The sequence below is a fragment of the Gordonia sp. PS3 genome, assembly GCF_041950545.1.
GTDB lineage: Bacteria > Actinomycetota > Actinomycetes > Mycobacteriales > Mycobacteriaceae > Gordonia > Gordonia sihwensis.
In genome coordinates this window covers 280,095-293,488 of record NZ_CP169524.1, presented here as the reverse complement: position 1 = coordinate 293,488, position 13,394 = coordinate 280,095, and the positions used below count along the sequence as shown (strand labels likewise).

The 13,394-nt window shown below is 68.7% G+C and carries 15 protein-coding genes; 8 read left to right on the top strand and 7 right to left on the bottom strand.

The genetic code is table 11. From position 1 onward, the window contains the following. Window positions 1-119 precede the first annotated feature (119 nt). Entirely contained in the window at window positions 120-1,574 is a 1,455-nt protein-coding gene (locus ACE11G_RS01360; protein WP_062366380.1) for an MFS transporter, read from the top strand. Window positions 1,575-1,626: 52 nt separating this feature from the next. On the opposite strand, the gene ACE11G_RS01355 is transcribed toward ACE11G_RS01360, so the two are convergent. Beyond that, a complete protein-coding gene (locus ACE11G_RS01355) occupies window positions 1,627-2,664 on the bottom strand; it encodes an alpha/beta hydrolase (RefSeq protein ID WP_156479396.1) in 1,038 nt (345 codons plus the stop codon). Between the two features lie 124 nt (window positions 2,665-2,788). Between ACE11G_RS01355 and ACE11G_RS01350 the strand changes: the two genes are divergently transcribed. The 5 genes from ACE11G_RS01350 (at window position 2,789) to ACE11G_RS01330 (ending at window position 7,275) form a co-directional block, all read left to right on the top strand. Then, window positions 2,789-3,223, top strand: coding sequence for a MarR family winged helix-turn-helix transcriptional regulator (locus ACE11G_RS01350; RefSeq protein WP_062366376.1), 435 nt, complete (start codon window positions 2,789-2,791; stop codon window positions 3,221-3,223). 28 nt (window positions 3,224-3,251) lie between these two features. After that, window positions 3,252-3,812, top strand: a complete 561-nt coding sequence (locus tag ACE11G_RS01345; protein ID WP_062366374.1) for an isochorismatase family protein — start codon at window positions 3,252-3,254, stop codon at window positions 3,810-3,812. Further along, a complete protein-coding gene (locus ACE11G_RS01340; RefSeq protein ID WP_045537268.1) occupies window positions 3,809-5,191 on the top strand; it encodes an MFS transporter in 1,383 nt (460 codons plus the stop codon). Before ACE11G_RS01345 ends, ACE11G_RS01340 begins: the two co-directional genes overlap by 4 nt. A gap of 69 nt (window positions 5,192-5,260) precedes the next feature. Next, window positions 5,261-6,565: a MurT ligase domain-containing protein gene (locus ACE11G_RS01335; protein ID WP_062366373.1), complete on the top strand. Its 1,305-nt coding sequence runs from the start codon at window positions 5,261-5,263 to the stop codon at window positions 6,563-6,565. Then, complete coding sequence (locus tag ACE11G_RS01330; protein WP_062366371.1) at window positions 6,562-7,275, top strand: type 1 glutamine amidotransferase; 714 nt, start codon at window positions 6,562-6,564, stop codon at window positions 7,273-7,275. The genes ACE11G_RS01335 and ACE11G_RS01330 overlap by 4 nt, the downstream gene beginning before the upstream one ends. On the opposite strand, the gene ACE11G_RS01325 is transcribed toward ACE11G_RS01330, so the two are convergent. The 6 genes from ACE11G_RS01325 to ACE11G_RS01300 all read right to left on the bottom strand — a co-directional run bounded on the left by ACE11G_RS01325 (window position 7,272) and on the right by ACE11G_RS01300 (window position 10,609). Continuing rightward, complete coding sequence (locus ACE11G_RS01325) at window positions 7,272-7,859, bottom strand: uridine kinase (RefSeq protein WP_006897401.1); 588 nt, start codon at window positions 7,857-7,859, stop codon at window positions 7,272-7,274. The genes ACE11G_RS01330 and ACE11G_RS01325 overlap by 4 nt on opposite strands. A gap of 3 nt (window positions 7,860-7,862) precedes the next feature. Continuing rightward, window positions 7,863-8,474 (bottom strand): recombination mediator RecR, encoded by a 612-nt coding sequence (recR, locus tag ACE11G_RS01320; RefSeq protein WP_006897402.1) that lies wholly within the window; start codon window positions 8,472-8,474, stop codon window positions 7,863-7,865. Between the two features lie 11 nt (window positions 8,475-8,485). Then, window positions 8,486-8,842, bottom strand: coding sequence for a YbaB/EbfC family nucleoid-associated protein (locus ACE11G_RS01315; protein WP_006897403.1), 357 nt, complete (start codon window positions 8,840-8,842; stop codon window positions 8,486-8,488). Then, window positions 8,835-9,197, bottom strand: a complete 363-nt coding sequence (locus tag ACE11G_RS01310; protein WP_039867793.1) for a hypothetical protein — start codon at window positions 9,195-9,197, stop codon at window positions 8,835-8,837. The genes ACE11G_RS01315 and ACE11G_RS01310 overlap by 8 nt, the downstream gene beginning before the upstream one ends. Before the next feature lie 40 nt (window positions 9,198-9,237). Then, window positions 9,238-10,104, bottom strand: coding sequence for a pseudouridine synthase (locus tag ACE11G_RS01305; protein ID WP_006897405.1), 867 nt, complete (start codon window positions 10,102-10,104; stop codon window positions 9,238-9,240). 67 nt (window positions 10,105-10,171) lie between these two features. After that, entirely contained in the window at window positions 10,172-10,609 is a 438-nt protein-coding gene (locus tag ACE11G_RS01300; protein ID WP_062366369.1) for an SRPBCC family protein, read from the bottom strand. An 84-nt stretch (window positions 10,610-10,693) separates the two neighbouring features. On the opposite strand from ACE11G_RS01300, the gene ACE11G_RS01295 reads away from it, so the two are divergent. Both ACE11G_RS01295 and ACE11G_RS01290 read left to right on the top strand, forming a co-directional pair. Next, entirely contained in the window at window positions 10,694-12,115 is a 1,422-nt protein-coding gene (locus ACE11G_RS01295; RefSeq protein ID WP_062366544.1) for an FAD-binding oxidoreductase, read from the top strand. Further along, complete coding sequence (locus tag ACE11G_RS01290) at window positions 12,112-13,380, top strand: class I SAM-dependent methyltransferase (protein WP_006897408.1); 1,269 nt, start codon at window positions 12,112-12,114, stop codon at window positions 13,378-13,380. Before ACE11G_RS01295 ends, ACE11G_RS01290 begins: the two co-directional genes overlap by 4 nt. The last annotated feature ends 14 nt before the right edge of the window (window positions 13,381-13,394 follow it).

Below are 13,394 nucleotides of genomic sequence, written 5' to 3'. Positions count from 1 at the left end.
TGCCCCAAACAACGGACAGAAACTGACCGGATTATCCGCCGCTCTTCCGGACGGGAATCGTCCGCAATGGTTCGTAGCGTCATCGGTGCAACAGACCCCCATCACCACAGGAGTTCCCGATGACCGTCACAGCCGAGCCCCCTCCCCTGGCAACCGCGTCCACGAGGAGTTTGGACAGTCCGCCGATCGTCGGGCGCGCCCGGACCGTCGCCTTGGTCTGCCTGTTGGCGGCGTCGTTCATGGAGTTGATGGACGCCACGGTCGTCAACGTCGCACTGCGGACGATGAGTGCCGATCTCGGCGCGTCGCCGACCGCGATGTCGTGGATCGTCGCGGGCTATCCGCTCGCCTACGCGACCGGGCTCGTGCTCGGTGCCCGTCTGGGAGATCGGTTCGGTCGACGCCGACTGTTCCTCATCGGTCTCGTCGCCTTCGGCGTCACCTCACTGGCCTGCGGTCTCGCCGACACGCCGACGCAACTCGTCGTGTTCCGGATCCTGCAGGGTGCCGCGGCGGCACTGATGATCCCGCAGGTGCTGACCAACATCCAGGTGCTCTATCCACCCGCCGAACGCGGCCGCGCGATGGGACTGTTCACCTCCGTCATCGGGATCGCCGCCGTGGCCGGTCCGGTGCTGGGCGCCGTCATCACCTCGGGCGACTGGTTCGGACTCTCGTGGCGGCCGGTGTTCCTCATCAACGTCCCGGTGGCGCTGCTCGCCCTGGTCGCGGCGCGCGTCTTCATCCCGGAGACTTACGCTTCCCGTCCCGCGCCCATCACGCCGATCTCCGCGGCGCTGCTCGGCGGTTCGCTGGCAGCGTTGATGGCGCCGGTCACACTGGGACCGGAGAATGATTGGCCCGCTTGGGGATTCGTCATGATGGCGGCGGGCGTCGCCGGCCTTGCACTCTTCGCTCGGCGGCAGGTCATCACTGCTCGCGCAGGCGGAACACCGCTGGTTCCGCCCGCGGTGTTCCGGTCTCGTTCGTTCACCGCGGGGCTGACCGCGTTCACCGCACTGAGCATCCCGACCGGCGGGTACTTCCTCGTCCAGTCCCTGCACGTCCAGGCCGCGCACGGCTGGTCGGTCCTGCACACCGGCCTGATGTGGGTGCCGTTCTCGATCGCCGTACCCGTCTTCGCCGGTCTGTCCGCGACTGTCCTGGCCGCCCGATTCGGCAAGCACGTCCTGCAGGGCGGAGCGTGGGTGTTCATCGTCGGGATGACGTCCATGATCGTCGCCGACCGCTCGGCCCATCCGGCCCTGTGGTTCACCGTCGCACTCATCGTCGCAGGCGCTGGTTTCGGACTCATCGTCGGGGCCGCCGGCCTGCTGGTTCTGAACGACGTGCCGGTCGGGCTCGCCGGCGCGGCGTCCGGCGTGTTCAACACCGTGCAGGCACTGTCGGTGGCGACGGGTGCGGCGGTGATCGGCACGGTGTACTCGTCGGTGTCGAGCGCATACGGCCTCGCCACCGGCTACCGGGTCTCGTTCCTGGTGATGATCGGACTGGTCGCGGTCGGTGCAGCGGCCGCCCAACTGATGCCGAAGCCCGTGCGGATCGCGGTGTAGCGGCCCAGGCGGGGCGAGGACGTCCGCCCGGCGGGAGCGCCGGGCGGACCCTCTATCCGGCCGAGGCGACCGCCTTCGCCACAGCCTCGCCCATCCGCCGGACGGTGGCCTGCGCGTCCGGGCTCAGCAGCGCCATATTCGCGAATCCGTGGATCATCGTCCCGGCGCGTTCCACGGTCACCGGGACGCCGGCCTGTTCGAGCGCAGCCGCGTACTCGAGGCCTTCGTCCCGCAGCGGGTCGAACCCGGCGACCACCACGTGGGCGGGCGACAACCCGGAGAGATCTTCGGCAAGCAATGGCGAGACCCGAGGATCGGACAGTTGGTCGCGCGAAGCCAGGTAGGTGTCGCAGAAGTAGTCGATCTGTTCCTCGGTGAGGTAGTAGCCGGTGGAGAACTCATGGACCGACGGCCGCTTCCGCGACATGTCGACCACCGGATAGATCAGCAATTGCAGACACGGGGTGATCTCCTCGCCACGCACCTGCTGTGCGACGACCGCAGCGAGATTGCCTCCCGCGGAATCACCGGCCACCGCGATCTGACGCGGATCGACGCCCCAGTCCGGCGCCTTCTCGACGGCGTAGCGCCAAGCCGCCACGGAGTCGTCGACCGCCGCCGGGAAGAGGTGCTCGGGGGCCAACCGGTAATCCACCGACAGCACGTCGGCGCCCGAGGCGATCGCGAGCGCCCGGACCACCGAGTCGTGGCTGGCCCGGCTGCCCAGGACGAACCCGCCGCCGTGATAGAAGACGATCAGTCCTCGGCCCTTGCCCTCGAGGCTGTATCGCGTGACGGGCACGCCTCCGGCGTCGGTGTCGATCACCAGATCCTCTTCGACGGCGAACGGCTCGAAGGCCTCCGCCATCATCGCGCTGTGATAGTCCATCGACTGCCGTGATCGGGAGACCAGATCGCCGACCAGCGCCAACGATGGAATGTAGGCCGCCGCGGTCACGACCAGTGCGAGCATCGGGTCGAGACGATCACCGTCGCCGTTCACCGTCGTCAGGCGGCTCATCGCCTTCCGCACGGGTGCGGGCAGTTTGGCCGACGCCTTGAGCGCGGTCCGCTGGATCTTGAATGACATGGGCAGTTCGACTGCTGTTGCGCGACTCACAGTGCAGAACTTATCACCGTCAACTCATCGGGTCACCCCTCAGATAAGAACAGTTGACTGTGCAGTTAGCTGTCTAATTGCTAGAGTTGCACTCATGGTCCAGCACTCGTCCGCCGAAGTCGGAAACCGTCTGCGCGCAACGATCGCCGAGCTGAACCGGAAACTGAGGGCCAATTCGTCGGTCCTGGACCTCACCCGTTCGCAGTCGGCCGTGATCGGCTACCTCGATCGCCACGGCGCCTGTTCCACAGCCGATCTCGCCCGTGCGCACGGTGTGCGTCAGCAGTCGATGGCCGCGATCGTCGCCGCCCTCACCGACGCCGGCCTGGTGGTCGGCTCCCCCGATCCGACCGATCGCCGCCGCACCTTGCTCGCCCTCTCCGAGAACGCCCGCACGGAACTGACCACCGGACGGCTCCAGCGAGCGGACTGGCTCGCGCACGCCGTCGACGCGGCCCTCACTCCGGACGAGGTGGCCCGCCTGGCCGATGCGATCGAGTTGCTCGGCCGCATCGCGGACCAGCCCTGAAGCACCTCCGCCCCACGAAAGGATCACCATGCCTGTCACCGCAGTCGACCGCGACGCCGCACTGATCGTCATCGACCTCCAGAAGGGGCTGTCGGGCCGCGACCTCGCACCGCACAGCTTCGCGGACGTGGTCGAGCGTTCCGCGGCGCTGACCGACGCGTTCAGCGCGCGAGGGCTGCCGGTGGTCATCGTCACCGTCGACGCCGTGCCGCCCGGCCGCACCGACCTCTCCGGCCCGCCCATGGAGTTCCCCTCCGGCTGGAGCGACTCGGTAGCACCCTTCTCCGACGCCCCGGACGCGTGGCGCGTCACGAAGCGGTCGCCGGGCGCCTTCACCGAGACGCCCCTGCACCGACTGCTGCGCGAGCGTGGCGTCACCCAGGTGGTGGTGGTCGGCGTGTCGACGTCGATCGGCGTCGAGATGACCGCGCGGCAGGCCTACGAGCTCGGATACAACGTCACCGTCGCCCTCGACGCCTGCTCGGACAGCGAAGGGTCGCGGCACGCCTACAGCGCCGCCTCCGTCCTGCCGAAGGTCGCCGAGACGGGATCGGCCGCGGACGTCATCGCTGCGCTGACCCGGGCGTGAGAACAGACACCGACCGCCGCCTCGACGCCCATCCGTTCGGCATCGGATTCACCGCGCCGCTGATCCTGGCGTCGGTCCTCAACCCGATCAACAGCTCGCTGATCGCGACCGCGATGGTGGGCATCGGCGTCGACTTCCACCGCGGCCCCGCCGACACCGCGATCCTGATCTCGGTGCTCTATCTGTGCAGCGCCGTCGCCCAGCCCACCATGGGCAAGCTGGGCCCGCTGTTCGGCGAGCGGCGCGTGATGATCGCGGGGATCGGGCTCGTGCTGACCGCCGGCGTCATCGGCGCAGCGGGCTGGTCGTTCGGGGCGCTGGTGGCCTCCCGCGCACTGCTCGGCGTCGGCACCTCCGCCGCGTATCCGATGGCGATGTCGCTGATCCGCAAGCGGTCGGACGCCGCCGGCGTCGGAGTGCCCAGCCGGATCCTAGGCGTCTTCTCGATCACCGGACAGGTGATCGCGATGGTCGGACTGCCGATCGGCGGCGTCCTCACCGGCGTCTTCGGCTGGCGAGCGGTGTTCTTCATCAATGTTCCCGCCGCCCTCGCCGCTCTGCTCCTGGTGCTCACCGGTGTGCCGAAGGACACCGTGGCCTGGCCGACCGACCTGCGTCGGACTCTGACCGCCGTCGACCCTCTGGGCATCGTGGCGTTCGCCGTGGCGATCGTCAGCGCACTCCAATTCATCGACTCGCCCAGCGCGTCGACGTGGTGGCTCGCGGCGGTGGCCGTGGCGGCGACCGCCGTCCTCATCGGATGGGAACGCCGGTTCTCGACTCCGTTGATCGACGTCCGGATGCTGGTGTCGAACCGCCCGCTGATCCGCACCTATCTGCGGCAGACGCTCGCCTCGCTCGGCATGTACACGACCATGTACGGCGTCAGCCAATGGATGGAGGACGCGGCCGGCTACCGGCCGACGCAGGTCGGCATGCTCCTCGCTCCGATGTCGGCGACGAGTATCGTCGTCGCCGCCGTCTGTTCCCGGCGCAGCACCGTCCGCAGCCCGCTGATCGCGACCGGCATGGCGTTCTGCGCGGCCGGAGCCGTGATGCTCGCGCTGCGCCACGACGCCCCGGTCTGGGCGATCCTCGCCATGTCGCTGCTGGTCGGTCTGGCGAACGGCCTGAACAGCTTCGCCAACCAGGCGGCCCTCTTCATGCAGTCCCCGGCCGACCAGGTGGGCGTCGCATCCGGCCTGTACCGGACCTTCGCGTACATCGGCGCCATCACCTCCGCGGGCCTGATCGCCGCGGCGTTCGGCAGTCGGGCCACCGACGCCGGGTTCCACATCGTCGGATGGGCCACCATGGCGATCGGCCTGTGCGCGGCGACCCTGACATTGACCGACCGCACGCTGCCGCGACACGCGTGAGCTGGGCTGTCACCGCCCTCACAGTCGGCGCCGGGCGATCGTGCTCCCCGGATATGGGAAACTCGTGGAATGTCGGAAGCCCGCCGCATCCCTGACCGTCCGCGCCCGCCCGTCCGCACTCGCGTGGCACTCACCGCCGCTGCCGCGGCCCGCTGGGCCTCGCGTGCCGCCGGCCGTGGGAAGGGCTCGATGATCGGCGGCCTCGTCGCTGAGAAGATCGATCCGCGCATCATGCTCCGGCTCGCCGCCGGCCGCGAGATCGCGCTGATCACCGGAACCAACGGCAAGTCGACGACCACCCGCATGACCGCCGCCGCCCTCGCCGGGCTCGGCGAAGTGGCGACCCAGGCCGACGGCGCCAACATGGACGCGGGCATCATCGCGACGCTCAGCCTCCAGCCCGACGCCCCGGTCGCCGCGCTGGAAGTGGACGAACTGCACGTGGCCCACGTCGCCGACAACACGTCGCCGCGTGTCTTCACCCTGTTGAACCTCTCCCGCGACCAGCTCGACCGCGTCGGCGAGATCAACATCATCGAGCAGAGTCTGCGCGGGGGAATCGCCCGCCACCCGGACGCGGTGGTGGTCGCGAACTGCGACGACGTGCTCGTCACCTCGGCGGCCTTCGACGCTCCGAACGTGGTGTGGGTGGCCGCGGGGGCCGGCTGGGTGGGCGACTCGGTGAGCTGCCCGCGGTCGGGAGAGCCGATCGTGCGCCACGGTGAGGACTGGTACTCGACCGGCGACGAGCGCTTCCGGCGCCCGGCCCCGCAGTGGTGGTTCGACGACGACAAGATCTACGGCCCGGACGGGTTCGTCGCACCGATGGCGTTGAGGGTGCCGGGCCGGGCCAATCGCGGCAACGCCACCCAGGCCGTCGCGACCGCCGTCGCGATGGGCGCCGACCCCGCGGACGCCGTCGCGGCCGTCGGCACCGTCGGCGAAGTGGCCGGCCGATACGGGACCGTGCAGCTGGGCGACCATCGGATCAGGACCCTGCTGGCGAAGAATCCGGCCGGCTGGCAGGAGGCCCTGGCGATGATCGACACCGACGCCGACAGTCTGGTGATCGCGGTGAACGGGCAGGTCCCCGACGGGGAAGACCTCTCGTGGCTCTGGGACGTGCGCTTCGAAGAGTTCGAGCAGGTCGAGGTGGTCGCCTCGGGCGAGCGCGCCGCCGACCTCTCGGTGCGTCTGCTGTACGCGGGCGCCGAGCACACGGTGACCGACGATCCGTTCGCGGCGATCGCCGCCTGTCCACCGGGCCGAGTGGAAGTGCTCGCCAACTACACCGCATTCCGCGACCTCGGCGTCGCACTGGAACGCGCCGGAGCCCGGCCGGTCGAGAACACTGTGGAGGACAACGCCCGATGAGCGAATCGACCCTGCGGATCGGTCTGGTGCTTCCCGATGTGATGGGCACCTACGGCGACGGCGGAAACGCCCTCGTCCTGCGACAGCGTGCGCGCATGAGAGGCATCGACGCCGAGATCGTCTCGATCACGCTCGACGACGAGGTACCCGAGTCGCTCGACGTCTACACGCTCGGCGGCGCCGAAGATTACGCCCAGCGGCTCGCCACCCGTCATCTGCAGCGGTATCCGGGGCTGCAGCGCGCGGCGGACGCCGGACGCCCGGTGCTCGCGATCTGCGCGGCGATCCAAGTGCTGGGTCACTGGTACGAGACCGCTGCGGGCGAGCGCGTCGCGGGGATCAGCATGCTCGACCTCACCACCTCTCCGAGGCAGTCCCGGGCGATCGGCGAGCTCGTGACCGCACCGATCATCGACGGTCTCAGCCAACCGCTCTCCGGGTTCGAGAACCACCGCGGCGCGACCTCCCTGGGCGCCGCGGCCGCACCGCTGGGCCGGGTCCGCCACGGTGTCGGCAACGGCGCCGGCGCCGGCGTGGAAGGCGCCGTGCAAGGCAGTGTCGTCAGCACCTACATGCACGGCCCGGTCCTCGCACGAAATCCCGAACTGGCCGACTATCTGCTGTCGAAGGCGGTCGGCACGGAACTGGAGCCTCTCGACCTGCCGCAGGTGGACCGGCTGCGCCGGGAACGGCTCGCCGCCGCTCGCTAACCGAGCACCCGGCACCTCGCCCGCGTGTCGTCGACCGCGAACCAGCCCTCCTCGAAGTCCTGCCACCGGGCCAGATGATCGCGTTCGGCCTCGCCGTCACGCTGCACGGTTCGGCGCAACCGGTCGGCGGCGGGAGGACCGTCGATCCAGAACCGATGCGTGAAACGATCGGCCGTGCAGCGCCGCGCCGACGTCACGCCCTCGACGATCAGAATCGGCTGCCACCGCATCCAGACCTCCGGCCCCACCTCCGGTCGGCCGTCCACCCAGACCCGGGGCCGATAGAAGTAGTCGTGACGCCGTTCGTAGGCGCGGATCACATCGTGAACCAGTTCCGGCCACCACGAGGCGGGGTCGTCCCACGTCGCGTAGTCGTCGGTGCTGACCAGCACTGAGGCGCGGCCGCGCTCGGCGAGCGCACGGACGAGCTGCGCTGCGAACGTGCTCTTGCCCGCCCCCGACGGACCGTCGATCGCCACCATGGCGTCGGTCAGCCCTCCGCGGACCGCGATCTCGTCGGCCAGCCACGCCCAGTCCTGCGGTGAGGGATCGCGCTCCGCCGGTGGAAGGTGGTCGTCGGCCAACGCTCAGACCAGGATGCGCCGACCGGACAGCGCGCGGCCGAGGGTCAGTTCGTCGGCGAACTCGAGGTCGCCGCCCATCGGAAGTCCCGACGCCAGACGGGTCACGGACAGCCCGGGGAAGTCTTTGAGCATGCGCAGCAGATATGTCGCCGTCGCCTCGCCCTCGGTGTTGGGATCGGTCGCGACGATGATCTCGGAGACGTCCTGGCCGTCGGGCTGGTCGCCCAGACGACGCAGCAGTTCGCGGATCCGGAGCTGGTCGGGGCCGATGCCGGACAGCGGGTCGAGCGCACCGCCGAGGACGTGGTAGCGGCCGTCGAACTCCTTGGTCCGCTCGATCGCGTAGATGTCCTTCGGCTCCTCGACCACGCAGATCTTCGTGACGTCCCGGCGGGGGTCGCCGCAGATGCGGCACAGCCGATCGGCGGCGACGTTGCCGCACTCGACGCAGAAGGTGACGTCGTCGCGCACGTGTCCGAGGGCGGCGATCAGCCGGTCGATCTCCACGTTCTCGCCCGCGAGCAGGTGGAAGGCGATCCGCTGAGCACCCTTGGGACCCAGCCCGGGAAGTTTCGCGAGCTGGTCGATCAGATCCTGGATCGGGCCTTCGTACATGCGCCAGTCCGTCAGCCCAGGCCGGGCAGTCCGCCGCCCGCCAGCGGCCCCATCTTCTCCGCGACCAGGGCATCGCGCTGAGCCACGAAGTCGGCGAACGCACCGACGATCAGATCCTGCAACGTCTCGACGTCCGCGGGATCGACCACCTCCGGCGAGATCTCGACGGCGGAGACCGTCCCGGCGCCGTCACCGGTCACCGTCACCAGTCCGTTGCCCGCCGACCCCACCACCGACGTCGCGGAGATCTCCGCGTGCGCCGTCTCCATCTGGGTCTGCATCTGCTGAACCTGGGCCATCAGCCCGGCCATCGGGTTGTCGCCGCCGGCGCCGCCGAACAGCGCACTGGGGTCGAATGCGTCAGTCACGACTCCCAGGGTAGTCGCCGGGACCGGCCAGGAGACGCTCGACGTGTTCGGCGAGTTCGGCGACCGTGGTGCCCGAACCCGGTACCACGCGGAACGACAGCACCTCGTCGCCGAAGAGTCGAGCCGCTCGCGGTGCGAGCGCGAACTCGAAACGGTCGTCACCGACGCGGCGCCACTGCACGACGCCCCCGTACACCGGGGCGCTCGCGCCCGTGGTCACACAGTATTCACCGGCCCGGGGACCACCGGGGAGATCGCGCAGCAACTGGAAGCAGGCGTCCGAGTCCTCGTCGAGGAACACCACACCCTCGCAGCCGAGGTCCGGGTGCCGTTCGAAGGATCCGATGATCGCCACGACCGCGAGGATACGCGCCGGAGACCCCTGCGCTCGCCGCTCAGCGGGCGGTGCGGAACTCCCGGCGCTCACCGCTGAACGGATCGGTGAACTCCAGTGCCGCGGCGACGAGCCGGAGGGGCCGGGAGAAGTCACCACGATCCGGTGCGGCCGCCAGGTCGGCGTCGACCTCGGGGTACAGCGGATCGCCGACGATCGGGACGCCGAGCTGAGCCATGTGCATCCTGAGCTGGTGGGTGCGGCCGGTGTGCGGCGCCAGACGGTATTCGGCCAGCCCGTCGCCGAGCCGGGTCGACAGTTCGATGTCGCTGATCGCGTTCACCTCGCCCTCGACGACGCGGGCACGCAGGTCGCCCGCGGTCTTGACGATCCGGTTCTCGATCCGCACGCCGCCGGCCAGAGCGTCGTCCGCCGGCGCGATCGCCCGATACTCTTTGCGAACGCGCCGCTGCGCGAAGAGTTCCTGATAGGCGGCCCGCACCTCGCGGCGGCGCGTGAACAGCAGCACGCCCGCCGTCAACCGGTCGAGCCGGTGTGCCGGGGCCACGTCGTCGGAGCCGAGTTCGCGACGCAACCGCACCAGCGCCGTCTGCGCCACATGCGCTCCGCGCGGCATCGTGGCGAGGAAGTGCGGTTTGTCGACCACCACGAGATCGTCGTCCAGGTGCAGGATCGGCATGTCGAAGGGCACCGGCGGCTCCCGCGGCGGGTCGCGGTACAGGTACACCGGAACCGGTCGGAGCACCGGCGCATCGAGATCGACCGGACGGCCGTCGGCGTCGACCAGTTCACCGGTGCGCGACCGCAACTCCAGATCGGCCGCAGTGACGCCGGTCAGGACCGGAGCCGCGAGGAGCGCCTCACGCACCGACCACCCGCCGGGGCCGTCCGGCAGACGCAGAACCACCCGGGTGGCATCGATGCCGTCCCGGGCGGTCAGCGGTTTGACGCGGCGGCGTCCCCTGCGGCTCAGCTCAGCTCTCGAGACGCTGCTTGAGATTGGTGAGAAGGGCCGTCTGGATGCGGTTGAGTCCCTTCGGGGCGAAGGTCTTCTCGAAGAACCCGCCGATGCCGCCCGCGCCCTTCCAACTCGTCGTGGTCTCGACGCGCGAGCCGGTGCCCTCGGCAGTGACGCGGTAGGTGGTGACCATCGTCGAATTGCGATCGGTCTCGGTGATCGTGTCGCCCGCGACCGTCACGTCGGCCAGCACGTCGCGCTTGCGCTTCTCGGTGGCCTGCAGAATCCAGTGGACCACCGTTCCCGAACCGTTGCCGCCCTCGTCGACGCGATAGTCGCGGTAGTTCTCGGGAAGAATGCCCTCGCGCACGTTCGCGTAGTCGGCCAGGGCCGCACTGACGGCCTCGGGAGCGGCGTTGATCTGGATTGCTGCGCTGGCTGTTAGCTGTCCCACGTCGGAAGGCTCCTTCTGAACTCGTCTTGGGTCCGATTCACTTCGTTCACCGTACGGCGATCAGGCTACGGTAGGAATGTGGCTTTGAACGCATCCGAGTACGACGATGCCGCCTTCGCGCGCGGCAAGCAGAAACTTCTCGACAGCTACCGAGCTATCCCCGACGGCGCCACTGTGCGACTGGCGAAGAAGACGTCGAATCTGTTCCGCAAGAGGGCCGAGACGTCCGCTCCGGGTCTCGACGTCTCCGAACTGCATCGCGTGATCTCGGTCGATCCCGAGGAACAGACCGCGCAGGTCGCGGGGATGTGCACCTACGAGGACCTCGTGGATGCGACTCTGCCGTACGGACTCGTGCCCCTGGTGGTCCCGCAGCTCAAGACGATCACCCTCGGCGGCGCCGTCACCGGGCTCGGTATCGAGAGCACCTCGTTCCGCAACGGTCTCCCGCACGAGTCGGTGCTCGAGATGGAGATCCTGACCGGATCGGGCGAACTGATCGTCGCGACACCCGACAACGAGCACCGCGACCTGTTCTTCGGATTCCCCAATTCCTATGGGACGCTTGGGTATTCGGTCCGACTCAAGATCAGGCTCGAACCGGTTCCGCCCTTCGTCGAGTTGCGTCACGTTCGCGTGCACAGCACCCGCGAGCTCCAGGATCTGCTCGACCGGGTCGCGACCGACCGCGAATACCGCGGCGAGCGCGTCGACTATCTCGACGGGGTCGTCTTCACCTCCGACGAGGCGTACGCCGTGCTCGGACGGCAGACCGACGAGCCCGGCCCGGTGAGCGACTACACCGACGCGAACATCTTCTACCGATCCATCCAGCACGACGGCGCCGAACCCAAACGCGATCGGCTGACCATCCGTGACTATCTCTGGCGCTGGGACACCGACTGGTTCTGGTGCTCCCGCGCATTCGGTGCCCAGAATCCGCGCATCCGCCGGTTCTGGCCCGCCAAGTACCTGCGCAGCAGCTTCTACTGGAAGCTGATCGGACACGACCAGCGGTGGAACATCGGCGACAAGCTGAACGCCGTCAAAGGTCTGCCGCCCACCGAGCGGGTGGTTCAGGACATCGAGGTCCCGATCGAGCGAACGGCCGATTTCGTCGACTGGTTCCTGGACGAGATCCCGATCGAACCGATCTGGCTCTGTCCGCTCAAACTGGCCGAGCCGTCGCCGATCGCCGTCGCCGGCGACGACGAGACCGTCCAGCCGTGGACCCTGTATCCGTTGGAGCGCGGGAAGTTCTACGTCAACATCGGGTTCTGGTCCGGGGTGCCCGTCACCCCCGGCCGGCCCGGGCACACCAACCGGATCATCGAGCAGAAAGTCAGCGAGCTGGGCGGACACAAGTCCCTCTACTCCGAATCCTTCTACGGCTCGGAAGAATTCGACGACCTCTACGGCGGCGAGGCGTACGACGATCTCAAGCGTCGCTACGATCCCCGCGGCCGTCTGCTCGGCCTTTACGAGAAAGCGGTGAAACGCGCATGAAGCTGGCCCAGATCTTCGAAACCCTCGTCGGCGACGATCTCGCCGTACGGATCACGGCATACGACGGCAGCACCGCGGGACCCGAGGACGCCGAGTACGGGCTGAATCTCAAGACCTCGCGCGGCACCACGTACCTCGTGACGGCGCCCGGCGACCTCGGGCTCGCCCGGGCCTACGTCTCCGGCGACCTCGAGCTGATCGGTGCGCATCCCGGCGACCCGTACAGCGCACTGCAGGCACTGGCCGCCGATCTGAAGTTCTCCAAGCCGAGCCCGCTGGAGATGGCTCAGGTGGCGAGGGCCATCGGGCTCGAGCATTTCAAGCTGATCCCGCCGCCCCCGCAGGAGAGCCTGCCCCGTTGGCGCCGGTTCGCCGAGGGGCTGCGACACAGCCGCGAGCGTGACGCCGAGGCCATCCACTACCACTACGACGTCTCGAACCGCTTCTACGAGCTGGTGCTCGGTGAATCGATGACCTACACCTGCGCGGTGTACCCGAACGCCGACGCCACCCTCGAGGAGGCACAGGAGAACAAGTACCGGCTGATCTTCGACAAGCTGAACCTGCAGCCCGGCGACCGTCTCCTGGACATCGGCTGCGGCTGGGGCGGGATGGTCCGGTACGCCGCGCGCCAGGGCGTCCACGCACTGGGAGTGACCCTCTCCAGCGAGCAGGCCAAGTGGGCGCAGCAGGCGATCGAGGAGCAGGGGCTGTCGAAGTTCGCGGAGGTCCGCTTCAGCGACTACCGCGACGTCACCGAAACGGGTTTCGACGCCATCTCGTCGATCGGACTCACCGAGCACATCGGCGTCGCCAACTACCCGAAGTACTTCGGATTCATGCGCGACAAGGTCCGCACCGGCGGCCTCATCCTGAACCATTCGATCACCCGCCCCGACAACCGTTCGCGGAGCAAGGCCGGCCCGTTCATCGACCGCTACGTGTTCCCCGACGGCGAACTCACGGGATCGGGCACCATCATCTCGAAGATGCAGGACGTCTCGCGCCTCGAAGTGCTGCACGAGGAGAACTTCCGCCACCACTACGCGATGACGCTGCGCGACTGGAACGCCAACCTCGTCGCGAACTGGGACGAGGCGGTCGCCGAGGTCGGCGAAGGCACCGCCCGCCTGTGGGGGCTGTACATGGCGGGATGCCGCATCGGCTTCGAACGGGACATCGTGCAGCTGCACCACGTCCTGGCGACCAAGATGCAGCTCGACGGAACCACGAATCTACCGCTGCGTCCCTGGTGGCAGCCGTAGGTCCGAGTTCGTGA

Bases quoted from the DNA above. Each gene is read 5' to 3' on its own strand.
- ACE11G_RS01360 (WP_062366380.1), top strand. From the start codon at position 120: ATGACCGTCACAGCCGAGCCCCCTCCCCTGGCAACCGCGTCCACGAGG.
- ACE11G_RS01355 (WP_156479396.1), bottom strand. From the start codon at position 2,664: ATGTCATTCAAGATCCAGCGGACCGCGCTCAAGGCGTCGGCCAAACTG.
- ACE11G_RS01350 (WP_062366376.1), top strand. From the start codon at position 2,789: ATGGTCCAGCACTCGTCCGCCGAAGTCGGAAACCGTCTGCGCGCAACG.
- ACE11G_RS01345 (WP_062366374.1), top strand. From the start codon at position 3,252: ATGCCTGTCACCGCAGTCGACCGCGACGCCGCACTGATCGTCATCGAC.
- ACE11G_RS01335 (WP_062366373.1), top strand. From the start codon at position 5,261: ATGTCGGAAGCCCGCCGCATCCCTGACCGTCCGCGCCCGCCCGTCCGC.
- ACE11G_RS01330 (WP_062366371.1), top strand. From the start codon at position 6,562: ATGAGCGAATCGACCCTGCGGATCGGTCTGGTGCTTCCCGATGTGATG.
- recR (WP_006897402.1), bottom strand. From the start codon at position 8,474: ATGTACGAAGGCCCGATCCAGGATCTGATCGACCAGCTCGCGAAACTT.
- ACE11G_RS01290 (WP_006897408.1), top strand. From the start codon at position 12,112: ATGAAGCTGGCCCAGATCTTCGAAACCCTCGTCGGCGACGATCTCGCC.